Annotated in this window: 20 protein-coding genes, 1 tRNA gene and 2 pseudogenes; 13 read left to right on the forward strand and 10 right to left on the reverse strand. The window is 71.4% G+C overall.

Annotated elements, in window-relative coordinates; all coding sequences use genetic code 11:
• The first annotated feature begins 17 nt into the window (after window positions 1-17).
• From ACIHCX_RS31985 to ACIHCX_RS32000, 4 genes are all read left to right on the forward strand, one after another.
• Window positions 18-1,193: an AI-2E family transporter gene (locus tag ACIHCX_RS31985; protein ID WP_400035705.1), complete on the forward strand. Its 1,176-nt coding sequence runs from the start codon at window positions 18-20 to the stop codon at window positions 1,191-1,193.
• A gap of 94 nt (window positions 1,194-1,287) precedes the next feature.
• Window positions 1,288-1,701 carry an SRPBCC family protein gene (locus ACIHCX_RS31990; protein WP_400035707.1) on the forward strand — a complete coding sequence of 138 codons (414 nt, stop codon included), beginning with the start codon at window positions 1,288-1,290 and terminating at the stop codon, window positions 1,699-1,701.
• Between the two features lie 361 nt (window positions 1,702-2,062).
• Window positions 2,063-3,361: an L-seryl-tRNA(Sec) selenium transferase gene (selA, locus tag ACIHCX_RS31995; RefSeq protein ID WP_400035920.1), complete on the forward strand. Its 1,299-nt coding sequence runs from the start codon at window positions 2,063-2,065 to the stop codon at window positions 3,359-3,361.
• 6 nt (window positions 3,362-3,367) lie between these two features.
• Window positions 3,368-5,164, forward strand: coding sequence for a SelB C-terminal domain-containing protein (locus ACIHCX_RS32000; RefSeq protein WP_400035709.1), 1,797 nt, complete (start codon window positions 3,368-3,370; stop codon window positions 5,162-5,164).
• 64 nt (window positions 5,165-5,228) lie between these two features.
• Here the strand turns inward: ACIHCX_RS32000 and ACIHCX_RS32005 are convergent.
• Together ACIHCX_RS32005 and ACIHCX_RS32010 are read right to left on the reverse strand one after the other, a co-directional pair.
• A pseudogene (locus ACIHCX_RS32005) lies at window positions 5,229-5,471 on the reverse strand (VWA domain-containing protein); the annotation flags it as partial.
• Between the two features lie 62 nt (window positions 5,472-5,533).
• The gene (locus tag ACIHCX_RS32010) at window positions 5,534-5,824 is read right to left on the reverse strand and encodes a hypothetical protein (RefSeq protein ID WP_400035711.1); all 291 of its coding nucleotides are present in this window, start codon (window positions 5,822-5,824) and stop codon (window positions 5,534-5,536) included.
• Between the two features lie 368 nt (window positions 5,825-6,192).
• Here ACIHCX_RS32010 and ACIHCX_RS32015 point away from each other — a divergent pair, with 368 nt between their 5' ends.
• Together ACIHCX_RS32015 and ACIHCX_RS32020 are read left to right on the forward strand one after the other, a co-directional pair.
• Window positions 6,193-7,038 carry a hypothetical protein gene (locus ACIHCX_RS32015; RefSeq protein WP_400035713.1) on the forward strand — a complete coding sequence of 282 codons (846 nt, stop codon included), beginning with the start codon at window positions 6,193-6,195 and terminating at the stop codon, window positions 7,036-7,038.
• A 254-nt stretch (window positions 7,039-7,292) separates the two neighbouring features.
• Window positions 7,293-7,754, forward strand: a complete 462-nt coding sequence (locus ACIHCX_RS32020) for a GNAT family N-acetyltransferase (protein WP_400035715.1) — start codon at window positions 7,293-7,295, stop codon at window positions 7,752-7,754.
• A gap of 89 nt (window positions 7,755-7,843) precedes the next feature.
• Here the strand turns inward: ACIHCX_RS32020 and ACIHCX_RS32025 are convergent.
• A pseudogene (locus ACIHCX_RS32025) lies at window positions 7,844-8,038 on the reverse strand (transposase); the annotation flags it as partial.
• Window positions 8,039-8,116: 78 nt separating this feature from the next.
• On the opposite strand from ACIHCX_RS32025, the gene ACIHCX_RS32030 reads away from it, so the two are divergent.
• Complete coding sequence (locus ACIHCX_RS32030; protein WP_400035717.1) at window positions 8,117-8,449, forward strand: DUF952 domain-containing protein; 333 nt, start codon at window positions 8,117-8,119, stop codon at window positions 8,447-8,449.
• 234 nt (window positions 8,450-8,683) lie between these two features.
• On the opposite strand, the gene ACIHCX_RS32035 is transcribed toward ACIHCX_RS32030, so the two are convergent.
• Both ACIHCX_RS32035 and ACIHCX_RS32040 read right to left on the reverse strand, forming a co-directional pair.
• Window positions 8,684-8,941: a hypothetical protein gene (locus tag ACIHCX_RS32035; protein ID WP_400035719.1), complete on the reverse strand. Its 258-nt coding sequence runs from the start codon at window positions 8,939-8,941 to the stop codon at window positions 8,684-8,686.
• A 653-nt stretch (window positions 8,942-9,594) separates the two neighbouring features.
• Window positions 9,595-10,494: a hypothetical protein gene (locus ACIHCX_RS32040; protein ID WP_400035721.1), complete on the reverse strand. Its 900-nt coding sequence runs from the start codon at window positions 10,492-10,494 to the stop codon at window positions 9,595-9,597.
• A 747-nt stretch (window positions 10,495-11,241) separates the two neighbouring features.
• Between ACIHCX_RS32040 and ACIHCX_RS32045 the strand changes: the two genes are divergently transcribed.
• The 3 genes from ACIHCX_RS32045 (at window position 11,242) to ACIHCX_RS32055 (ending at window position 13,442) form a co-directional block, all read left to right on the forward strand.
• Complete coding sequence (locus ACIHCX_RS32045; protein WP_400035723.1) at window positions 11,242-11,922, forward strand: DUF4328 domain-containing protein; 681 nt, start codon at window positions 11,242-11,244, stop codon at window positions 11,920-11,922.
• Between the two features lie 305 nt (window positions 11,923-12,227).
• Entirely contained in the window at window positions 12,228-12,527 is a 300-nt protein-coding gene (locus ACIHCX_RS32050) for a hypothetical protein (RefSeq protein ID WP_400035725.1), read from the forward strand.
• Between the two features lie 504 nt (window positions 12,528-13,031).
• The gene (locus ACIHCX_RS32055) at window positions 13,032-13,442 is read left to right on the forward strand and encodes a VOC family protein (RefSeq protein WP_266457694.1); all 411 of its coding nucleotides are present in this window, start codon (window positions 13,032-13,034) and stop codon (window positions 13,440-13,442) included.
• Between the two features lie 780 nt (window positions 13,443-14,222).
• Here the strand turns inward: ACIHCX_RS32055 and ACIHCX_RS32060 are convergent.
• Together ACIHCX_RS32060 and ACIHCX_RS32065 are read right to left on the reverse strand one after the other, a co-directional pair.
• Window positions 14,223-14,462, reverse strand: a complete 240-nt coding sequence (locus tag ACIHCX_RS32060; RefSeq protein WP_400035728.1) for a hypothetical protein — start codon at window positions 14,460-14,462, stop codon at window positions 14,223-14,225.
• Between the two features lie 410 nt (window positions 14,463-14,872).
• Window positions 14,873-14,966: transfer RNA gene (locus ACIHCX_RS32065), tRNA-Sec, on the reverse strand.
• A 58-nt stretch (window positions 14,967-15,024) separates the two neighbouring features.
• On the opposite strand from ACIHCX_RS32065, the gene selD reads away from it, so the two are divergent.
• The gene (gene selD, locus ACIHCX_RS32070; protein ID WP_400035730.1) at window positions 15,025-16,047 is read left to right on the forward strand and encodes a selenide, water dikinase SelD; all 1,023 of its coding nucleotides are present in this window, start codon (window positions 15,025-15,027) and stop codon (window positions 16,045-16,047) included.
• 34 nt (window positions 16,048-16,081) lie between these two features.
• Here the strand turns inward: selD and fdh are convergent, their stop codons facing one another.
• Window positions 16,082-19,339 (reverse strand): formate dehydrogenase, encoded by a 3,258-nt coding sequence (fdh, locus tag ACIHCX_RS32075; RefSeq protein WP_400035732.1) that lies wholly within the window; start codon window positions 19,337-19,339, stop codon window positions 16,082-16,084.
• A gap of 116 nt (window positions 19,340-19,455) precedes the next feature.
• Between fdh and ACIHCX_RS32080 the strand changes: the two genes are divergently transcribed.
• Together ACIHCX_RS32080 and ACIHCX_RS32085 are read left to right on the forward strand one after the other, a co-directional pair.
• Complete coding sequence (locus ACIHCX_RS32080) at window positions 19,456-19,668, forward strand: hypothetical protein (protein WP_400035734.1); 213 nt, start codon at window positions 19,456-19,458, stop codon at window positions 19,666-19,668.
• Window positions 19,669-19,729: 61 nt separating this feature from the next.
• Window positions 19,730-20,863: a hypothetical protein gene (locus ACIHCX_RS32085; protein WP_400035736.1), complete on the forward strand. Its 1,134-nt coding sequence runs from the start codon at window positions 19,730-19,732 to the stop codon at window positions 20,861-20,863.
• Between the two features lie 16 nt (window positions 20,864-20,879).
• Here ACIHCX_RS32085 and nrfD read toward each other — a convergent pair whose 3' ends face one another.
• Window positions 20,880-21,917 carry an NrfD/PsrC family molybdoenzyme membrane anchor subunit gene (gene nrfD, locus ACIHCX_RS32090; protein ID WP_400035738.1) on the reverse strand — a complete coding sequence of 346 codons (1,038 nt, stop codon included), beginning with the start codon at window positions 21,915-21,917 and terminating at the stop codon, window positions 20,880-20,882.
• Complete coding sequence (locus tag ACIHCX_RS32095) at window positions 21,914-22,900, reverse strand: 4Fe-4S dicluster domain-containing protein (RefSeq protein WP_400035922.1); 987 nt, start codon at window positions 22,898-22,900, stop codon at window positions 21,914-21,916. Before ACIHCX_RS32095 ends, nrfD begins: the two co-directional genes overlap by 4 nt.
• Window positions 22,901-23,079 lie beyond the last annotated feature (179 nt).

The following is a 23,079-nucleotide window of genomic DNA, read 5'->3' on the forward strand; positions in this document are numbered from 1 at the left end:
CCGGAAGGGGAGGCGCGGTGGCGGGTGCGGGCGCTCCGGCGGGCGGGCCGGGCCGCGGGCGCCGGGCAGCCGGCCGGGCACCCGGCGCCCGCGGCCCGGCGCACTCCGTACGCCTCCCGCCGCGCGCCCGGACCGCCCGTCCGGCCCGAAGGGCCGAGAGCACCGTGCCCTGGCTGCGGGTCGCCGCCGCCTACGCCTGGCGCCTCATCCTCGTCGGCGTCGTCGTCTACGGCGTCTTCACCGTCCTCGGCCGCTTCCAGCTCATCGCCGTGGCCCTGTTCCTGGGCCTGGTCATCACCTCGATCCTGCGCCCCCTGACCGACCTGCTGAACCGCTTCCTGCCCAGAGCGCTGTGCGTCGCCGTCGCCCTGGTCGGCAGCATGCTGCTCCTGTTCGCCCTGCTGGCGCTCGTGGGCAACGCGGTGGCGGGGGAGTCGGCGAAGCTCGCGGGCGAGTTCGGCGGCGGTATCCACCGGATCGAGCAGTGGCTCCAGCGCCCGCCGTTCCGGCTCAGCCAGAGCAGACTGGCCGACCTCCAGCATCAGGTCCTGTCCTACCTGTCCGCCCACCGCGCCGGGCTCCTCAGCCGCGCACTCAGCGGCTTCGGCAGACTCGTCGAACTGGTCACGGCGGGCGCCCTCGCGGTCTTCTCCTCCGTCTTCTTCATCCACTCCGGCGAGAACCTCTGGCGATGGGCGCGCGACGAGCTGCTGCCCAGCGGGGCCCGGCCGGTGTGGGACCGGGCCGGGCACGCCGCCTGGCGGACGTTCGCCGGATACACGCGCGGCATCATCATCGTGGCGGCCACCAACGCCGTACTCGTCGGCGTCGCCCTGCTGGTCCTGCGCGTACCGCTGGCGCTGCCGCTGATGCTGCTGGAGTTCTTCGCCACGTTCGTGCCGCTGATCGGCTCACCGGTCGCGCTCGGCGTGGCCACGGTGGTCGCCCTCGCGGGGCGCGGCCCGCTCACCGCGGCGGCCGTGCTCGCCCTCATCGTCGTCATCGGCCAGCTCGAAGGGCATGTGCTGCATCCCGTGGTCATGAGCTGGGCGGTGCGTCTGCACCCGCTCGTTGTCGCCGTCTCCGTCATCGCGGGCGGCATCGTCGCGGGCGTGATCGGCGCCGTGGTCGCCGTCCCGTTCGTCTCCGTCACCTGGGCGGTGCTGCGCGCGCTGCGCACCGCCCCGCCCTGACGTCCCGCCACCGCTCGCGGCGGCGGGACTTTTCGGTGGCGGCAGACGGGGCACGCGTTCGTCGTACGACCCCGAGCGGAGGGACGGTGCCGCCATGGCCGAGTACGAACGTTCACGCACGATGCCCGCCCTGCCCGAGCAGGTCTTCGACCGGGCCGCCGACGTCGGCCGGTTCGACGCCTGGCTGCCCGGTGAACTGCACGTGCACGCGGAGGAACCCCCCGCCGTCACGGTGCACGAGGACCAGGGCGACCGGGACACCGCCGCCCAGCTGCGCACCGAACGGGATCAGATGCGGATCGAGTGGGGCACCCGCGAGCAGGGCGGCTACGCGGGCTGGCTCCAGGTCGCCGGCATCGGCAGCGGCGCCAGTGAGGTGACCGTCCACCTGTCGTTCTTCGACGACCGCCACGATCCGGGCGAGCGTGCCGCCTGCGACGCACTCGACAGCAGCCTGCGCCGCCTGGAGCAGCAGGTACGGCTCGGCACCGAGCACATGAGCGGCTGACCGCCCCCGACCGGGCCGCGCCCCACGGTCGGCTCCTCCCACGGGACTGACGAGCCGTCACCCACTGCCTGCCGTCGCCGGCTCGCCCCGCGGCTCCGGGCTGCTTCCGGCCGAAACCGTGCCCTACGGCGTGTCGTGCGGACGGCCGCCGGCACTGGGAGACGATGGGCGGGCGTCGACACCCACGAGGTCAGGCTGGGGACGGAGAGGCCAGGTGGAGCAGCAGGTCACGGGGCAGAGAGCGGGCCGGGAGACCGGCGCGGACACCCACGGTGCCGGCCCGGCCGGTCACAGCGGGACCGGCCATGGCGGGGCCGGTCACGGCGGGACCGGCCATGGCCTGAGCGGGCACGACCGGCCGGTGAGCGATGCCCGGCGGCGGATTCCCCGCACGGATGCCGTTCTGCGGGACCCACGCCTGGTGGACGCGGCGGCCCGGTTCGGACCGGGTCCGGTGAAGACCGCGGTCCGGCAGGCGCAGGAGCGGGCACGCCGGGGCGCCGTCGCACCCGAGCAGGTGGCGGACACCGCCGTGGCGCTGCTGCCGCGGGGGCTCGGCGGGCTGCGCCCGGTGATCAATGCGACCGGGGTCCTGCTGCACACCAACCTCGGCCGCGCCGCCCTCTCCGCGGCGGCCCGGCAGGCGGTGCAGGACGCCGCCGGGCCCACGGACGTCGAGCTCGACCTCCGTACCGGTGCCCGGGCCCGCCGGGGCCGCACCGCCCTGGACGTACTGCGCGGCCGGGTGCCGTCCGCCGCCGCGGCGCATGTCGTCAACAACGGCGCCGCCGCGCTCGTCCTCGCCGCGAGCGCGCTCGCCGCCGGGAGGGAGATCGTCGTCAGCCGCGGCGAGCTGGTGGAGATCGGGGACGGCTTCCGGCTGCCGGACCTGCTGGTCTCCACCGGGGCCCGGCTCCGCGAGGTCGGGACCACGAACCGTACGACCGTCCGGGACTACGCCGAGGCGATCGGTCCCGACACGGCGTTCGTCCTCAAGGTCCACCCCTCCAACTTCCGCATCACGGGCTTCACCCGGTCCGCCGGTATCCGCGACCTGTCGGCGCTGGGCGTACCAGTCGTGGCCGACATCGGCTCCGGACTGCTCGCCCCCCATCCGCTGCTGCCCGACGAGCCCGACGCCGAGAACCAGCTGAGGTCCGGCGCGGCCCTGGTGACGGCGAGCGGCGACAAACTGCTCGGCGGCCCCCAGTGCGGACTGCTGCTCGGCGACGCGGAACTCCTGCGCGTCCTCACCCGGCATCCCCTGGCCCGCGCCCTGCGGGTGGACAAGCTCACCCTGGCCGCGCTGGAGGCGACCCTGACGGGCCCCCGGACCCCGACGGCCGAGTTCCTGACCGCCGACGCCGCCGGGCTCATGCGGCGGGCCGAGCACCTCGCCGCCGAGCTGGGCGCCACCGGGGTAGAGGACGTCCGGGCCGTCGCCGGGACCGCCACCGTCGGTGGCGGCGGGGCGCCCGGCGTGACGCTGCCCAGCGCCGCGCTGTCCCTGCCGGAGCCGTACGCCGCCGTCCTGCGCACCGGGGAGGTGCCCGTGGTGGGGCGCCTGGAGGCCGGGCGGTGCCTGCTGGACCTGCGCGCGGTGCCGCCGCGGGACGACGAGCGCCTCGCCGAGGCCGTGCGCTCGGCCTCGGGAGGGTGAGGCGCCGTGCGCGTGCTGGCCACCGCGGGGCATGTCGACCACGGCAAGTCCGCCCTGGTACGGGCCCTGACCGGGATGGAACCCGACCGCTACGAGGAGGAGCGGCGCCGCGGACTCACCCTCGACCTCGGCTTCGTGTGGACGCCGCAGGACGCCCACGGCGAACGCCTCGCCTTCGTCGACGTACCCGGCCACGAGCGGTTCGTGGCCACCATGCTGGCCGGAGTCGGCCCCGTGCCGGCCGTGCTGTTCGTGGTCGCCGCCGACCAGGGCTGGCAGCCGCAGTCCGAGGAGCACCTCGCGATCCTCGACGCGCTCGCTGTACGGCACGCGGTGCTCGCCGTGACCCGGAGCGACCTGGCGGACCCCGAGCCGGTGCGCGCCGAGGCCGTCGAGCGGCTGGCCAGGACCTCGCTCGGCACCGTGCCGTCCGTAGCGGTGAGCGCGGTGACCGGCGCCGGACTCGACGAGCTGCGCACCGAACTGGCCCGGACGGCCCGCGCGCTGCCCGTGCCGCCCGCCGACGCGGACGTACGGCTGTGGCTGGACCGCGCCTTCACCGTGCGCGGCCACGGCACCGTCGTGACCGGCACGCTCGGCGCCGGCACCCTGCGTGTGGGCGACCGGCTGGTGAGCGGGGGCGACGCGCACACGCTGAGGGTGCGTGGACTCCAGTGCCTGCAACAGGACCACAGCGCCGTCAGCGGCGTGGCGCGGGTCGCGGTCAACGTACACGGCCCCCTCGCCGGGCGACTGCGGCGCGGGAAGGTGCTGCTGGCGCCGGACCGCTGGCTGTTCACCGACCGGATCGACGTCCGCGTCGCCGGCGCGCCAGCCGGCGAACTGCCCCGCGGCGTCGCCCTGCACATCGGCACGGCGGCCGTCGCGGCGGACGTCCGCCCCCTCGGCGAGGACACCGCCCGGCTGACCCTGCGCTCCCCGCTGCCGCTGCGCGTCGGGGACCGGGCCGTCCTGCGCGAACCCGGCGCCGGACGCGGACCCCGCGGGGTGAGCGTGCTCGACGTGTGCCCGCCGGAGCTGACCCGGCGGGGCGCCGGCCGGGCCAGGGCCGAAGCACTGGCCGCGATGACGGACCGCCCCGACGGAGCGGCGGAGCTGCGGCGCCGCGGACTCGTCCGCCGCTCCCACCTGCTGGCCATGGGCATCCCGCCGCCCACCGAACCGGTCACCGGGGACTGGCTGGCCGACGAGGCCCACTGGGCGCGGCTGCGCGAGCGGCTGGCCGCCGCGGTCGCCGAGCACGCGCGCCTGCATCCCCTGGAGCCGGGGCTGCCGGCCGAGGCGGCCCGGCGCCTGCTGGACCTGCCCGACCGGGCCCTGGTGGACGCCCTCGCCGCGGCACCGGGCGAGCCGCGCCTGCTGCGACGCGAAGGGCGCCTGTACCGGCCGGGCAGCGCCGGTCCCACCCTGCCGCCGCCGGTCCGGGCGGCCGTCGACGCGGTGCGGCGCGAGCTGGAGGCGGCACCGTTCCGCGCACCCGAGGCCGACCGCCTCACCGGACTGGGACTCGACCGCAGAGCCGTGGCCGCGGCGGTATCCGCCGGCGCGCTGCTGCGCGTCGGCGAGGGCATCGTGCTGCTGCCGGGGGCGGACGCCGAGGCCGCAGCGGTACTCTCCCGCCTGCCGCAGCCGTTCACCCTCAGCGAGGCGCGCAAGGCACTCGGCACGACCCGCAGGGTCGCCGTGCCACTGCTGGAGTTCCTCGACGCCCGCGGTCACACGGAGCGAGTCGACGACCGGCACAGACGCTGCCGGCCGCGGGCCGTCGGGCAGAACCGTTGACCGGCGCGGCGGCGAGCGCGGATCAGCCCGAACCGGCCGGCGGTGGACGTGCTCGCCCGACTGGTCAGTTGAGGATTCCGGCCCTGCGGGCCGCGGCAAGCCAGTCCGGGAACTCGCCCATCAGCCGGTCGTACAGCTCCGCGTCCGACATCCGCTTCGGGGCGCGGCCCGCGGGGAAGAAGCCGGCGTTGTCGACGACCCGCATCTTCGGCACCTCGAGCACGTCGAGCTTGCGGAGGAAGTCGAACCGGCCGGGGCCGAAGCCGATGAACTGCCAGAACAGGGGCAACTTCGCCGCCCTGCACAGTCGCGTAGATCGGCATCAGGGGCTCCTCGGACGGCGCCGGCAGGGGGAGTCGGCGGCGCGGCCTACTGCGGGGCCTGCTGGTGCGGCTCCGTGGACCGGCGCAGTGGCCTGCGGAAGATCAGGAACGCGGAGCACTGGTTCCTCTGGTCGTGGCTGAAGTTGGCGTGGTCGAGCTGCCAGCCGAGTGCTTCGACGGCTTCGATCTGCTCGGCGACACCGGAGAGCGAGCCGGACGCGCTGTCCTGCAGGACACCTTGGTTGACACGGCAGACGAACACGGTGCGGCCTTCGTCGACGGCGCGCTGTGCGTCTTCCCGGACCGTGTCGGCCTGAGCGTCCTTGATCCACCCCATGGTGATACCCGCCTCCCCTTTTCGACCGCCGATGTGGCGGTCGGTGCATGCACCGTAGCGGTCTGCTCGGTACCGCGGGAATCGGGGTGGCGGTTCTGTGCGCGGGGTGGCTTTGGCAAGCGTGCTCGCCCACGCGGAACGGCTCACAGAGCTCACGGACCTGGCCCGCACGGACGTCCACGCACGTCGACGGCCCAACCGAGCGCTTCGCGACCGCGGGATGGCAGCCATGCTCCACGAGCGCGCGGAGGCCGGCGACCGCGACGCTCTCTACAGCCTTGTCCGGTTGCTTTGCGGCACAGACCGGACCAAGCAAGCACGCGAAACGGTCGAGGAGGCGTCCACGTGCCGCTGGCACGCGTGCAATCATGCTGTTCGCCGACACGGCAAGGGAGGGGTGGATGGCTGGTGTATGGGTGACGGTCTGTCTGCCGGCCGAGGCCGCAGGCGATATCGAAGGAGCGCTTGCAGAGGCCCTCGCGCCTTTCTACCTAAACACGGTGGAAAACCTCCCCGACCGTGGCATGTGGGACGAACGCCGCATCCGCGGCGGCAGCAACGGCATGGGTTTTGCGATCGCCCCCGGATACATGGACGATCCGAGGCTCATCCACGACGACCCTGGATACGACGGGGCGCCACGCCCCAGTGCCCCGGGTGTCTGCGCCGGAGGACCGCGTGCCCTGCTCGATTTCTCGCAGTCGAACCTTGCTTCCGAGCGTGCGGTCGCCGCGTCCTGGGACCTGTGGCACAGCCTGTCTGCCGTACACCCCCCGGCCATTCCCCTTGCGACCTTCGTGGACCGTTGGCGGAACGATCCGGACGCATTCCCCGGTGACCGGCGGGGAGACGAGATGTTCTCCGCTTACCTGGCCCAGCCGCTGATCGGGGCATACCTCGACCACCCATTCAGCCTCGGCATGGGGTATCTGGGCTTCCTGGGTGGCGATCCTCTGGAGCACCCCGTCATCAGCTATGACGGAACCCGTGCCGCGTACATCCGTGACCTCACTTCCACAAACCCGCGGGATACGGACGTACTCACCCTGGACGGCTGGTGGTTGGAGGGCGGCTTCAACGCCGTCCACGCCTTCTGCGAGCCTGACCTTTGCCCTCACGACCCTCCGACGCCCACCGTGTGGCCGGGCAGCGAGGCGTACGTCGCGGACCTTCCCGGCGACACAATCCTCGTCCGGCTCCACTGCCACGCCTGACGTCACTCATTGTGTGCGCTCCACGGAAAGCGAGCCAGAACCAAAACTGGTGAACATTCGCGGCACCCGTGATCGCCAAGTGCTGCCCGAAGTCATGGACAAGTGCTGTCACTGGGGCGTGTGTCGAAAGTGGCTGGTTGTGAGTCTGTGGCCTGTGCTTCCCTGCCGGAGTGAACATCGAGAATTCCAGGGTTGCTGTGGAGAGGCCGGGCCGCTGGGTCCGACGGAGGACTGATGGCGATGTCGGGAGGTGCGTGCAGGTTCTCGCGGAAGTCCATCAACGTGACGGTTACCCGGTGAACTGGCCTGACCAGCCTGATGAGTGGTTGTCGCACGCTTCCGAATGGGGGGCCTGGGTCGCTGAACTTGGCGGCCGTGTCGTTGGCCATGTCAGCTTGTCCCGCAGCGGCGAAGGGGATCTGGCTCCCGGCTTGTGGAGCGACCGGAACGGGACGAGCAAGGACCTGACCGCGGTGGTCAGCCGACTGTTCGTCGCCCCGCAGGCCAGGGGGCATGGAATCGGTGCACTGCTGATCGGCCGGGCCGTGGAGGAAGCACAAGGGCGTGGCCTGCATCCGGTGCTCGACGTCGTGGCGTCCGATACCGCCGCGGCAGCCCTGTATGAGCGGCTGGGCTGGGAACTGATGGCCACGGTCGAGCAACGATGGAGCCCGTCTCAGCTGGTGGCCATCCACTGTTACGCGGCGGCATCGTGATGTGACTGGTCACAGCCACTTGTTGCCATGGGTGTCAGGCCGCGCCCGGACGGACGGACCATCGAAACGGGCGCCGAAGAGGTCGGCGCCGCACCGATCGCGTCGACCAGGCCGGCGTGGGCGTCGGAGACGACCAGCTGGACCCGGGACAGACCGCGGGCGATCAGTGAGCGCAGGAAGGCCGGCCAGCCGGCACCGTCCTCGGCGGTGGCGACGTCCAGGCCGAGGATCTCGCGGTGGCCGTCAGCGTTGACCCCGACCGCGATCGCGCCTATGCGTCGACCGTCACTCGGTCCCTCAGCCTGCCGGACCAACGCAATTTGCAGATGCGCGCGGCAGGGCCGGGCCCGTAGCGTGGCCGCATGCCGAAGCCTCAGCACATCGTGCACATCACCGAGCGCTCCCTATGGGAGACGGCCCGTGAGTCCGGCACCTACGAGATGTCCACCCGCGGCCGCACGCTCCAACAGGAGGGGTTCGTCCACTTCTCCACCCGGGACCAGCTCCGGCGTATCGCGGCCTTCCTCTACGGCGACTACGAGGGCCCCGACGAGTTGGTGGTGCTGGTCGTGGACCCGGCCCGGCTCGATGTCCCGCTGAGGTACGAGGCCATGCCGCCGAACGGCGAGGAGTTCCCGCACGTGTACGGGGCCGTGCCGGTCGAGGCCGTGGTAGGCGTCGAGCCCTGGGGATGAGCGAACAGGGAGGGGTACGCCGCCGCTTGGTGTTGGTAATGACCGAGGGGCCGGAAGAGCCAGCAGTGAGAGCAGGTCCGCTAGAGCCTCAGTTTGGAAGATCGCGTACGCGGGTGGGCGCTGACCTGGAGAGACGGTGACCTGCGCGTTCCTGGGATGCTCACCGCCGTTCCCCGGTGTCCCCCGCCGGTCGCCGCTCGGTCGGGCACGCAAGGGACACGGTGCCCACCGGGGCTATTCGTAGATCCGAGCGGCATCCAGGGCGCGGGCGAAGAACGTCCAGTCACCTTCGGGTGGTAGGTCGTGGCCGAAGTTCCGGTGCCACCCCGGAGAGTCAGCGACCCAGGCTTCCAGGGCTTCCAGGAACCTGTCCAGCGTCGGGTTCTCCCACTGCTGGCCGTTGGTTGCGTAGTCGGCACGAAGGCGTGCCAGGAAGGCGCTGAAGGCCTCGCGATCGCCAATGTGATCGTCAGGCGCCAGCGGGCTTGTCATGACTGCGACCTTAAGGGACGCACACGGTCGGCGGAGCCTCAATGGCCGGGTCAAGCCCCATCGGGCGCGATCAGTAGCCGAAGAAGTGAAGGCCGGAGTCTCTGACCTGCGGCCGTGCAATCGACCAACCCTGCGACCAGCGACTCAGCTGTCAGCGTTGGTCGGGATTGGGTACCGCCGCACGGCCCTGAGACGGCCCGAGCGGGGGTGTCGCGGCGTGCCCCTCGATGCGAACTATGTTCGGGGCTGGTTGCGGTCGTTGCTGTACTTCCGTGCTGTACAGCAACCGTGCTGACCACCGCTTTAGGAGTTCGATCTACCCCGGCCTCGCGTAGGGTCGCCCGAGCGCACGTGAGTCATTCGCGGCCACCCACTGCTGGCGCTGTCCGTGGTCGTTGATGTCAGCGTTGGATGTCAGCGGACCGTACCGGCACCGGGCAGACCTTATGGGCGGAAAAGGCCCCGAACCGTGATCTGTCCGGGGCCTTTGTGTCGCGCCCGGCTCGAAACCGGTGCTGACCGGCTGTGCCTGCAGGGCATCTCGTACGTGCTCTACTCGACATCAGCCGGCAACTGCCGCCATTGGAGCTGGAGGTCGACTCCGGGCACACCCGCTGGCGGCGGCTGGGCCGGTGGCATGAGGCGGGCGTCTTCTACCGCCTAGGGCCGCCCTGGCTGATGCCGTTGCCGCCCTGGTTGTTGCCGCCGCCTTGGTGGTCGCCGCGGGGCTTGCCGTCGTTGTCCTTGCCGTTGTGCCAGCTGCCGCCCTGGTGTTCGCCGTTGTGCCGGCCGTCGTCGTGGTCGCCGCGGGGCTTGCCGTCGTCGTGCTTGCCGTTGTGCCAGCTGCCGCCCTGGTGTTCGCCGTTGTGCCGGCCGTCGTCGTGGTCGCCGCGGGGCTTGCCGTCGTTGTCCTTGCCGTTGTGCCAGCTGCCGCCCTGGTGTTCGCCGTTGTGCCAGCCGTCGTCGTGGTCGCCGCGGGACTTGCCGTCGTTGTCGTGGTGGCCGCGGGGCTTGCCGTCGTCGTGCTTGCCGTTGTGCCAGCCGCCGCCTTGGTGGTGGCCGCGGGGCTTGCCGTCGTCGTGCTTGCCGTTGTGCCAGCTGCCGCCCTGGTGGTCGCCGTTGTGCCGGCCGTCGTCGTGGTGGCCGCGGGGCTTGCCGTCGTTGTCGTGGTGGCCGTGGCGGGGCTTGCCGTTGTTGTCGTGGCTGTGGCGGTGCTTGCCCTCGTCGTGCTTGCCGTCGTGGTGGCCGCCGTCGTGGTGGTCGCCGTTGCCCTGGTGGCCGTCGTGGTGGTGGCCGCAGTTGCCGCCGCCGTTGTGGTGGCCGCGGCGGTGCTTGCCGCCGTGGTGCGTGCGGTTGTTGTGCTTGCTGTCGTCGTGGTTGCCGCGGTGCTTGCCGCCGCTGCGGTTGCCATGGTCGCCGCAGCTGTCGGGCTGACTGATTCCGTGGCTACCGATCTTGGCGATGGAGCCATCGGCGTGGGCGGCTGTCGTGCAGGACAGCACTAGGCAACTACTGGCGCCGAGGAGCGTTACGGCGATTTTTTGAAGGTTCACGTGCGGCACTATCTAACGGCCCCCCGCAGCCACGCGTCGGGACACTGCGGATATCACCCGGACGAGCTGAACTGCCCCGGGTTTAAGGGAGTTTGTCATGTCGGTGAAGGCGGACAGTTGGGTGGCTTCCTGGGTTCGATGCCAGTCGTCTTGGTATTCGGAGGGCGGAACTCAGCCGACGGCGGATCGCAGGCTCCCGCAGCTCGTCGGGTGCGTTCCTGGTGCTGGTACGACAAGAACTCCACGAAACACGGAGCAGCTCAATGCGAGGTGGCACTGGCAAGTTGCCTGGGCGGCGCAACGGAACACCGCGGACAACGCGAGGTTGGGCGGTTGTCCGCGGTGACCTGTGGCTTTGCCGGCAGGGGCAGCGTCTGTCGCCGGGTACCTGGAAGTACCGCTGTTCCCTGCGAGTACCCGCCTGTTCGCCTCGGATGGCCCAGGGACGGCCCGAGCCGGTTACGCCGGAGACCTGCGGCACGGGCATCTGCGGGGTTTGAGGCCACAGCCGACTGCACAGTCGTTCCGGCGTAAGGCCTCGACCTGCGAAGATCAGGGCGGCAGCTGTCATGCCTCGGGCGTGAGTCGCCTCGGACGGATAGCTGCGGGGATCTCGGGGAGGGGGCGCGCTCGACTGGGCCGCCGCGCCTTGACCTGCAAAGACGCTGTTGTATCCGCTCCCGCGAGGGTTAAGATCCACTGCCGACCTGCGGGAAGTCCGAACGGGTGGCTTCCAGGGGGTGTGAAGTGGCCGGAGCAGTTAGGTTGCCGCGCGGGCAGGCCTGGTTTACCTGTGTCGCGCTCGCCGCGTTCGCGTTGGTGTCTGTCGCGGCCGGGCTGGCGGCATGGCACAAACACCAACTGCTGGCGGTCCCGATGACGCCGGGGCCGTACGTCGACAACCCGCTGGTCGAGGCCGACACGTATTTCAGAAACCTGATGGGCTGGCGAACAGGGCTCCTCCTCGTGGCCCTGCTTCAGTTCAGCATCTGGCTCGCCAACATGCGCGATGTCGCGGATGTGCTCTGGCGTCAGGGACAGCGTAGGCGCAAGGCGTGGCTGGTCTTTGGTTGGTTGATACCGGTTGCGCAGCTCTTCGTGCCCAAGATGTTCGTCAACGATCTGTGGGCTGCCAGCCAGCCGGAATCGCAGCGTCGACGCGGACATCCCCTGCTTACGGCGTGGTGGCTGTCCGTCCTGGGCGCAGCGAGTTCGTATGTCTTCACTGATGCCTCCAAGGACTTGAAGAAGGCTGTCACTACGGACCAGGCTCGTCATGCCCTGCGGCTGATCATGATGAGCGACGGTCTGTACATCTGTGCTGCTGTGCTATCGATCGTCGTCCTCTGGCAGCTCTTTCGCCGGTTGGAGCGCGCCGCTGCGACAGCGCCCGTTGAGGTTTGGGCGACGGGTCGAACGACGTCCTGAAGGTCCCTGGGCGTATGCATGCCCATGCGGTCGGTGGAGTCTCCATGGGCGTGGCAAGCGCCGGCAGCTGCGGTCAGTGGCCGGTCTACTGATCAACCTCTCCGCTGGCCCCGGGCCTGAAGAAGCCCATGGCTCTGATCAGCTCAGATGCCGTGGGCTTCTGTCATTGTCGGTCGGTGTCGGCTGAACTCGGACGGTCCGCAGAGACGGCCCAGTGGCCCTCACAGGCAACTGCCCGCACCCGGTTGCGGCTTCGTGTGAAGATCAGGCCCGCGTGATGGGACACGCGAATGGAGGGGTGAGACATGGACTGGTTCCTTGTCGGTGCGGCTGCGGTGGGCTTTGGCCTATTGGCTTTCAGCGGCTTCCTGGCTTTGGCCACCGGGTGGTTGCTGCCGTGGCTGCGAGGACGCGTAGCCAGGCCGGACCTGTGGGGGTATGGGGCAGTGTCGCTGGCCTTGAGCCTGGCGATGGCCATGTCCTTCAAGATGGTGACAGGACATTCCACGATCGTGCTGGATGCGCTCTTCGTCGTCACCATCGCGTTGGCCATCCTGGGTGGCCTGCTTCAGAGGCGCTCGATGCGTCTCCCCGCAGACCAGTAACCGCCAGCCTTTCGGCTGTTCTACTTGTCTACGGACGACTTCTGATCTTCCTCAACTCTGCTTCACTGATCGGCACCTGCGTCGGTACCCGAAGCACCGTCTCTGAGCAGGGGGAGAGCCTTCGTCGCCGGACAGGAAGAATCAGGGTGCGTGCCGCCAAGGCGGTGCGGTGGTGAGACGCTGCACGTCGGTCGCGTAGGCGGCGCGTGGCGATCAAGACGGTCCGGACCGAGCTGGCCGAGATCAGCGGACGCAACTCGTCCGGGAGCCCTTCCAGGTCGGGGTCCTCGCGCAGCATGCCGCCGGCACCCAGGCGTCCCAGCACCTCGAACGGCCCGATCCGCCGAGGGTCGTGCTGCGTCAGCTGATCTCGCTGAGTGCTGACCGGTGTTCCCCGTGGCTCCCCCTGGCGTGCCTCTCGAACGGGCACGCCAGGGGCACGCTGTCGCGGGTCAGGAACAGTGCAGCAACAAGTCGGGTGTGAGCTTGTGACAAGATCGCGGGATGCTGCGACTCACCGATTTCATTATCGACTGCCCGGACACGATGAAGCTGGCGGCTTTCTACTCCGAGGTGACGGGCCGTCCGATCAAGGAAGGCAGCTCCGAGGACTGGGCTGGCATCCAGTTCGGCGAGATCGAGCTGGCGTTCATCCGGGTGGACGACTACCGCGCTCCGCAGTGGCCCGACAGCGAGCACCCCAAGCAGTTCCACCTCGACTTCGAAGTGGACGAGATCGAGTCCGAGCAGCGCCGCGTCCTCGACCTTGGCGCGACGCTAAGGCAGGACTTCATCGGCCCCAACGGCTACGGCTGGCAGGTCTACACCGACCCGATCGGCCACCCCTTCTGCCTGTGCCGCAACAAGGGCGTCATCTGGACCGACCAAGGCCCGATCTGGCCCAAGCGTGACTAATGAGCCGCCCACTTCCTCACCCACCACTCTCCCCGGCTCCCATCCCGTCCGCCGTCGGCCCACACACCTTGGAGCGGGCGTGGTTCCTGGCGTCCAGGTGGAGCGCGCCACTGTACGAACGACCTGGACGCCAGGGGCCGCGTCTGCTCGGCTCTGCCTGGGTCGACGGCGGACGGGATGGGAGTTCCCCGCGCACACCACAACGGACCCGCAGGCGGCAACGGCGCCCCCTCCATCCCGGTGCCGGCCGATCCCCGTGCCCGCGAGGGCGGTGACACCCCGCCTCCTGCGTGGGCCACCGCCGAGCTGCTTACCGACGCCATCCGGGCCGCCGCTGCCGCCGCCCGCGATGGTTCCGGGGCATGGCAGACCTCCGGAGCAGACCCGAGCAGCGTCCAGCCTGCGGCGAAGAGGTCGGTGAGGCACGCACCGGAACCAAGGGGTCAGTCACGGCCGGAGGCTGAAAAGATTTACCTAAAACCTATTGACTCGGTACGTAGTGCGTGAATCCTGATTAGTAGCCCACAACACCGAAAGAGCCGCAAAGCCGATGAGGACGCCATTGTCGACGGAGCGACTTGGACAGGATGTGGATTAGGCCCCCGGCAAGCCGGCGCGATACCGAGGCGACAGTGACGACTGAAGCTTCAGGACACGTGCAGCACTACCGGGGACTGCTTTGCCCGCGAAGCCTTCGCTCGCGCCGCACTGCCGAGCACCCGAAAAGCCCCCCGCCACCCGCCCAAAAGGGCAAGCAGCGGGGGGCTCGGTGCTGTCGGGCTACCCCTCCAAGCGTGCCCGACGGGTCGGCGCGGCCGGCGAGTGGATCCCGACCAGCGTGATCGTGACCGTGTACGTGCCGAGGCCGAGGATCGTGGCCACGAAGCAGATCAAGTACCAGCCCATAGCGGTCGTGTGCCACGGGCGGATCCTCGCGTACGTCACCAGGAAAATGCCCGCGATGACCACGATCAGCCCAGACGCCCCCGCATTCACGATCCTGGACCACGTCAGCGTCACGACGTACGCCCCCCTCACACGTAGCGCGGATCATCTCGCCGAGGTGATTTCGCTGCTGCACCCCCCGCAGCACGTCCGCCGCTGCCTGCACGGCCGGCCCCCGCGCCTCCCCCCCCGATCAGATCACCCGTACCGGCCTTCCTCCCCACTGGTGGATCACGCCGGGCTCGACCGCCGCGTGCCTGCCGCCCCCGGTCGAGGTGGCGCGTTCGATGCCGGGCGCGATCCCGGACGGCTTCCACACGGTGTGGTCGGCGATGCCGATCGCCGCGCAGGCTCGGTGACTTCGGGTGGGTGAGCGCCTCGGACTCGATGGCCGGCCGTGACCCCGCTCGGGCGTGGCGTTGGGCCGCCGTTTGGCCGAGCATTCGGCGGGTCGCCCGTTTGTGCTGGTGAGAGCCCTGCTAGAAGCGGAGGCGGACGGGAATCGAACCCGCCTGCCCGAGATCCTCGGGCACCTCGGTTTTGAAGACCGGGAGGGCCACCAGGCACCCACACGCCTCCACCGGCCGCCACGCTACCGGAGGAGATCCCCCAGACCACCGTGATCAGGAGCCCCGGCGTGACCGCCACCCATGAAACCCCCGTACGGCTCACCCGGTTCGCCCACGGCGGCGGCTGCGCCTGCAAGATCCCGCCGGGCGAGCTGGAGGAGGTGCTCGGCGCGCTGGCGACACCGCCGCCCGCCGCCGCGGAGACCCCGTTGCTGGTCGGCCTGGCCACCGGTGACGACGCGGCCGTCGTGGCGCTGCCCGCGCGGGGCGGCGCCGCGCAGGCGGTGGTGTCCACCGCCGACTTCTTCACCCCCGTCGTCGACGACGCCTACGACTGGGGACGCATCGCCGCCGCCAACGCGCTGTCGGACGTCTACGCGATGGGCGGCCGCCCCGTCCTGGCGGTCAACCTGCTGGCCTGGCCACGCGACGTGCTGCCCTTCGAGCTGGCCCGCGAGGTGCTGCGCGGCGGTTTTGAGGTCGCCGCCGAGGCCGGCTGCCACGTCGGCGGCGGGCACAGCGTCGACGACCCCGAACCCAAGTACGGCATGGCCGTCACCGGCCTGGCCGACCCCGCACGGCTGCTGCGCAACGACGCCGGCCGGCCCGGACTGCCCCTGACCCTGACCAAACCGCTCGGCCTGGGCGTGCTGAACAACCGGCACAAGGTCACCGGCGAGCGGTTCGAGCAGGCCGTGGCCACCATGGTGGCCCTCAACCGGGACGCCTGCGCCGCCGCCCTGGCCGCCGGGGCCTCCTGCGCCACCGACGTGACGGGCTTCGGCCTCCTGGGCCACCTGCACAAACTCGCCCGTGCCTCGGACGTGACGGCGGTGATCGACACCGCCGCCGTGCCCTACCTGGACGGTGCCCGCGAGGCCGTGCGCGACGGCTACGTCAGCGGCGGCACCCGGCGCAACCTGGCCTGGGTGGAGCCGTTCACCGACTTCGGCGGCAGCGACGCCGACACCCGCCTCCTGCTGGCCGACGCCCAGACCTCCGGGGGCCTCCTGATCGCCGGCGAGGTCCCCGGCCACCCGGTCATCGGTGAACTCGTTCCGCGCGGGGCCCACTCGGTCGTCCTGAGGTGAGCCCCGCGCCGGCCGCTGGCACGCGAGCCGCCGGTCAGGGCCGGGTGCCGGTGTGCTCGTCGATGCCCGCCCGCGCCCGGTAGGAGCGGACCAGTTCCACGGCGGCCGGGCCCCTGGGGCGGCGGCCCGGGCGGATGTCGACGCCGAACGCCTTGGCCTCCTGGATGTGCGAGTTGGGGTCGAGGGAGAGGTGGAGCAGTTCGTTGGCGGCGTCGCCGGTGCTGTAGCCGTTCGGGCCCCAGTGGTAGGGCAGGCCCACCTGGTGCAGGGTGCGGCCGTGCACGGTCAGCGGCGGCACCCGGTCGGTGACCAGCACCCGCGCCTCGATGACGGCCCGGGCACTGACGATCGTGGCCCAGCCGGTGTGCTCCAGACCGCGCTCGGCGGCCAGTTCCGGCGACACCTCGCAGAAGAACTCCGGTTGCAGCTCCGCCAGGTACGGCAGCCAGCGCGACATGCCGCCCGCCGTGTGGTGCTCGGTGAGCCGGTAGGTGGTGGCCACGAACGGGAACACCTCCGAACCCGGCTCGTCGGCATCGGGCCCGTAGCGGTTGTCCGGGAGCGACCGCGTCACGTACCGCGCCGGATTGCGCTGCTGCCCGTACAGGAGGTTCGGGAACGGCGACTCCTGCGGCTCGTAGTGCGTCGGCAGCGGCCCGTCCGTGAGCCCGGACGGCACATACAGCCAGGCCTTGCCGTCGGCCTGCATCACGAAGGGATCGGTGCCCGACAGGGCCTCGGGGCCGGTCGCGTCCGGCGGCGGCCGGTGGTCCGGGGGCTTGTCCTGGGCGAAGTCGGCGATGTCGTGGCCGGTCCACCGCGCCTCGTCCTCGTCCCACCACACCAGCGCCTTGCGCTCGCTCCACGGCCTGCCGTCGGGGTCGGCCGAGGCCCGGTTGTACAGGATCCGGCGGTTGGCGGGCCAGGCCCAGCCCCACTGGGCGGCGACCCAGTCCTGCTCCCTGCCCGGCTTGCGGCGGGCGGCCTGGTTGACGCCGTCGGCGTACACACCGCAGTAGATCCAGCAGCCGCACGCGGTGGAACCGTCCGGGTTCAGCTGCTCGTAGGACGCCAGCGGCCGGCCCTCGGCGTCGAACCCGTTGATCTCGGCGAGGACCGCCTCCGCCTCGGGCTCGGCGATTTCGCCGTTCGTGGGGTAGTCCCAGGTCAGGTCGAGCACCGGCCGGTCCATCGGGTCGACGGAACCGGCGAGCTTGCGCCGGATGAGCCGGCCGAGGTGGAAGGTGAACCACAGGTCGCTGCGTGCCTCGCCCGGCGGTTCGACGGCCTGGTGGTGCCACTGCAGCAGCCGCTGCGTGTTGGTGAAACTGCCGTCCTTCTCGGTGTGCGCGGCGGCGGGCAGGAAGAACACCTCGGTGCGGATGTCCTCCGTGCGCAGCTCCCCGGTCTCGATCTCCGGGCCGTCCTTCCACCAGGTGGCCGACTCGATGAGGGAGAAGTCGCGCACGACCAGCCAGTCCAGGTTGGCCATGCCCAGGCGCTGCATCTTGGCGTTGGCGGAGCCCACCGAGGGGTTCTCGCCGAGCAGGAAGTAGCCCTTGCAGACACCGTCCACCTGCGCCAGCACCGTCTCGTAGGTGGAGTGGGAGCCGGTGAGCCGCGGCAGGTAGTCGAAACAGAAGTCGTTGTCGGCTGTCGCCGCCGCGCCCCAGTACGCCTTGAGCAGGCTCACCAGGTAGGAGCGCATGTTGCCCCAGTAGCCGTTGCGCGCCGCCTCGGCGTTCACGAAGGCGTCCAGGTCCTCGTTCCTGTGCGCGTACGGCATGGGGATGTACCCGGGCAGCAGGTTGAACAGGGTGGGGATGTCCGTGGACCCCTGGATCGACGCGTGCCCGCGCAGGGCCAGGATGCCGCCGCCCGGCCTGCCGATGTTGCCGAGCAGGGTCTGGAGCACGGAGGCGGCGCGGATGTACTGCACCCCCACGGTGTGCTGGGTCCACCCCACCGCGTAGGCGAACGCCGTGGTCCGGTCCCGTCCGGAGTTCTCCGTCACCAGCTCGCACACCTGCCGGAACAGGTCCTGCGGCACCCCGCAGATCCGTTCCACCGCCTCGGGCGTGTAGCGGGCGTAGTGCCGCTTGAGCACCTGGAACACGCACCGCGGATGGGTCATCGACGCGTCCCGCTCGGGCTCGCCCGCGCCGATGTCCGCGCCGCCCGCCCCGTGGGCCTCGCCGCGTGCGGCCTCGGTCAGCGGCCTGCCGCCGGCGCGCTCCTGGTACTCCTGGTCGCGCGCGCCGGAGGCCGCCTGCACCTCGGTTCCCCGGTACTGCCAGGTGCGGTTGTCGTAGCCGCCGGTCTCGGGGTCGAAGCCGGAGAACACGCCGTCGAGGTCCTCGGTGTCCCGGAAGTCCTCGCCCAGCAGCACGGGCCCGTTGGTGTAGGCCACGACGTAGTCACGGAAGTACTTGTCGTTGCTCAGGACGTAGTTGATGATCCCGCCGAGGAAGGCGATGTCCGAGCCGGCGCGCAGCGGCACGTGCACGTCCGCCAGCGCGCTGGTGCGGGTGAACCGCGGGTCGACGTGGACCAGTTTCGCGCCGCGGGCCTTGGCCTCCATCACCCACTGGAACCCGACCGGATGGCACTCGGCCATGTTCGAGCCCTGGATGACGATGCAGTCGGAGTTCTGGAGGTCCTGCTGGAAGGTGGTCGCGCCGCCGCGGCCGAACGAGGTTCCCAGACCGGGAACGGTGGAGGAGTGTCAAATACGGGCCTGGTTCTCGATCTGGATCGCGCCCAGCGCCGTGAAGAGCTTCTTGATCAGGTAGTTCTCCTCGTTGTCCAGCGTCGCCCCGCCCAGGCTGGCGATGCCCATCGTGCGCCGGGTGCGGGTGCCGTCGACCTCCCACTGCCAGCCGGCGCGTCGGGCCTCGATCACCCGGTCGGCGATCATGTCCATCGCCGTGTCCAGGTCGAGCCGCTCCCACCCGGTGCCGTGCGGGCGCCGGTAGAGGACGTGGTGCTCACGGGCACCGCCGGTGGTGAGCTGAAGGGTGGCCGAGCCCTTGGGGCACAGCCTGCCGCGGGAGATGGGGGAGTCCGGGTCGCCCTCGATCTGGGTGACCCGCTCGTCCTGGACGTAGACGTTCTGGCCGCAGCCGACGGCGCAGTACGGACAGATCGACTTCACCACCCGGTCGGCGGAGGCGACCCGGGGAGTGAGCCGTGCGCTCGGCCCGCTCTTGGCCGCCGCCCCGCGGCCCAGAGGGTCGGTGCCCTTGAGCTGGCGGTAGACCGGCCAGGAGTCGATCCATGTGCGTACACCCATGAGGTGGATCCCCTTCGGTACTGCGCGGTCCTCCTGCGGAAGATTCTCGCCCAGCCGGACGAGGACGGCATCCTCGAAGGCCACATGCCGCCCTTCCCGTTCCGGGTGACCGACGGGTGTTCGACGACGGTGAGGGGTACCCGGAGCACCGGGCGTTCCGGAAGAAGGCGACCGCAATGAACTTTGCCTGCGGAAAGATCCTCTGCGCGGCGGCCGGAGTGGAAGAACTCGCCGACCCCGTCACCGACCTCATCGCGTGGTTCGCCGTCATGGGCGCGATTCTGTTGGTGGCGCTCACGGTCATGCTGGTGAAGACCCGGCACCGTTGACCGCGCCGGCCCTCTGCCCATCGACGGCGTCGCACCCGTTCCCCGAGTTCAGGAGCAGAACATGGCAGGGAAGACGGATGTGCTGATACCGGCACTGAAAGATGTCCGTGACGCCCATGCCGCGGTCGTCGACCGATTTTGGACGGGGGTGGCCCTCACCCCGCCGGGCACCGAGCGGCAACGGCTCGAAAGCCAGGCGAGCGAGGCGCAGTACCACCTCGGGCGCATCGAGGCCCGGATGCGCGAAATGCGTCCGCCCCGTGGGCCGTTGTCGGCCGCCGGGCAGCTGACGTGGATGGTGACCCGCGGCGTCGTGCGGGCGGGCGTGCTTCCGCTTCAGGCGGGGGTGTCGGCCATGAGGGAGCGGGTGCGTGGTGTGGGGCAGGCCAGTGAGAGCCGGCTGCTGAGGGCCGCCGTGGACGAGTACACGTCCGTGGCCCGGGCGCTGGCGACTTGCCGGGCAGGCAAGGACATCGCCGAACGGCTCAACGACCAGGAGAGTGCCGAGCTCCTCGCCGTGCTGGGGCGGCAGGATGTGGTGCTGCTGGAGTCCGGCGAGGAGAACCTCGTCCGACGGGCCAGGGCCGCGGCTGCGGCGGCCGAGGGTCTCCACCTGCCACCGGGAGGAGCTGCCGAGGGCAGCAGCCTGCGGGCGATCACGCGCCAGGTGCGGGCGGCCACGACCGGGCTTCGGGCGCTGCCCCGAAGGGTCACCGAGCGGATGAAGGACCCGGCTGGGGGAGCCTGGCGGGAGATGTCCGCCGCCACCCGCGTGGCCGAGAAGGTGCAGGGCGCGATGGCTCGCGAGGAGGCTCTGCCCGTTCCCGGCTTCGGCCGGCTCGGTGTCGCGCAGATCCAGCCATGCCTGCGCGGTCTGTCCCAGACGGAGCTGACGGTGATCGAGGGCTACGAACGCGCCCACGCGGGCCGCCCGAGGGTACTGAACGCCATCGAGGATCTCCGTCAGGCCGAGCCCTGGGCCGGCTACGACGCGATGGACCCGGAACGCATCAAGCTGCACCTGGACGACGTGTCCGACGACGTGATCCGGAAGGTGCTGGAGTACGAGCGGCGCCATCGCCGGCGCGCCGTGGTGATCAGCGCGGCCGAGGCCGCGCTCCAGCCGGCGCCCGAGGCCACCCACCGGACGGAAGCAGACGCCCTGGGCGCGGTAACCCACGACGAGGAGCGGTGAGGGCGCGACGCGACCGTCAGTCCGGGCCGCCCTGGAGCCGCTCCCGCTGCGGTACGACGGTGTACTTGGGGTCCTCCGCCGAGGCCACCCCCGCGTGGAACACGCCGAACCTGAGCGCGGCTGAGCCGGACAGCAGGGCCAGCCCGGCGACCACGGCCGGCGCGCGGCCGCCCCGTCGCCGACCCGCGACCGCCGCCAGCGCGGTGCCGCCCGCCGTGAGCGCCTCCGCGGCCCGCAGCAGACGCTTGGCCCTGCCCCGCTCGAACGGCTCGGCGGCCAGGCCCATCCGGCGCTTCATCAGCTGGAAGGCGCCCGTCTCCAGCGCGGCCGCGAGCACCGCCATCCGGCGCGCGGGACCCGCCTGCCCCGCCGGTACGCAGACCAGCGCAAGGCCGGCGGCCGCACTGGCGCCGGAACCGGCGAACACGAAGGGCAGCTCCCGGTAGCCCTCGTGCCACGAGGGCACCGCCGTGTCGGCGATCAGCACCGCGGTGTAGGTGGCGACCGCCGGGCCCAGCACGGCGGCACCCGCCGTGGCGCCGGCGCCCAGGACGCGGTAGCGGCCGGCGACATCGGCGGCCGCCGCCGCCATCGTCAGCGGCGCGTACCCGGCCAGCAGCCACGAGCCCACGCTCATCGGGGAGGTGGGCTTGAAGACGCGCAGCATGTTGACGAAACGGGCCGGCCGCCCCAGGTCGTGCACGAGCGCGGCCAGCGAGGCGGAGATCGCGCCCGCCGCGCCCAGCTTCGCCGTCCGGGCCAGCGCCGGCCGCCCCGTGGCCTGCGCCCCGGCCGCCAGCAGCGACGAGCCCCCGGCGAGGCCGCCGAGACAGAGGTAGCCGGCGATGTCGACGGCCTTCCAGGTCGGCCTCTTCAGGACCGGCCTGCCGTAGTACGAGGAGAACCGGGCCTCGGGAACCACCGGCTGCTCGCCGCGCCCGCGGCGGCGCCGGTGCCGCCCGTGCCGCCCGTGCCCGGCGCCCGCGCCGGTCGGGGCGTCCCGGCCGGGCCGAGCCCCCTCGACGCCCCCACGGGTGACGTCCGATCCGCTCATCGGGGCCTCCTGGCGAAAGCGGCGGCGGCCAGCGCGGCGAGCGACACGGCCGCGGTCGCCGCGTGCTTCCACATCGAGGGCAGATCCCGGGTGGTGACCACCGGGTCGGGCGGCAGGCCGTACACCTCGGGTTCGTCGAGCAGCAGGAAGAACGCGCCGTCGCCGCCGACTCCGTCGTCCGGGCTCTCCCCGTACAGCCGGGCGTCGGTGACGCCGGCCGCGTGGAGCCGCGCCACCCGGGCGGCCGCCCGTTCGCGCAGTTCGTCCAGCGCGCCGAACTGGATGGATTCGGTGGGGCACGCCTTGGCGCAGGCCGGCTCCATGCCGACGCCGAGCCGGTCGTAGCACAGGGTGCACTTCCAGACCCGGCCGTCCTCCTCGCGCTGGTCGATGACCCCGTACGGGCAGGCGGGCACGCAGTAGCCGCAGCCGTTGCACACGTCCTTCTGGACCACGACGGTGCCGAACTCGGTGCGGAACAGCGCCCCGGTGGGGCACACGTCGAGGCAGGCCGCGTGGGTGCAGTGCTTGCACACGTCGGACGACATCAGCCAGCGCAGCTCGGTACGCCCGTCGGGCGACACGGGGGAGACTGGGCCCGTCGGCGTGTTCGCCGGCCCGGGGGAGGGCGTGGAGCCGAGCTGCCGGGCGGCCTCGAACGCGTCGAAGCCGCCGTGGCCCGCCTCCGGCTCCGGACCGCCCGGCGTCCTGCGCTGCTCGACGAAGGCCACGTGCCGCCAGGTGTCGGCGCCGAGCCCCTGGGTGTTGTCGTAGGACATGCCGGTCAGCTCGAGGCCGTCCTCCGGCACCGCGTTCCACTCCTTGCACGCCACCTCGCAGGCCTTGCAGCCGATGCACACGGAGGTGTCGGTGAAGAAGCCCATCCGGGGCGGGGCGTCGGCGTATCCGGACGCCTGCGCCACGTTCGGCAGCGGCCCGTACAACTGGTTCTCCCAGCGGGCGGTTCCGCCCGTACCGGTCATCGCCGCCGCACCGGCTTCGGACATGTCCGGACCTCCTCGATCGTCCTGCCGCCGCCTCCCGCCCCGTACCACCCGCACTCTTGTCAAGCCTGGCACGGGCGCCCTCGGGGCGCGCGCTCGGCACCGCGCCGGTGGAGGGGGCCGCGGGACGTACCGCAGAGCCCGGGAGCGGCCCGCAC

Origin of the sequence: Streptomyces sp. NPDC052043 (assembly GCF_044548235.1) — a bacterium.
Classification (GTDB): domain Bacteria; phylum Actinomycetota; class Actinomycetes; order Streptomycetales; family Streptomycetaceae; genus Streptomyces.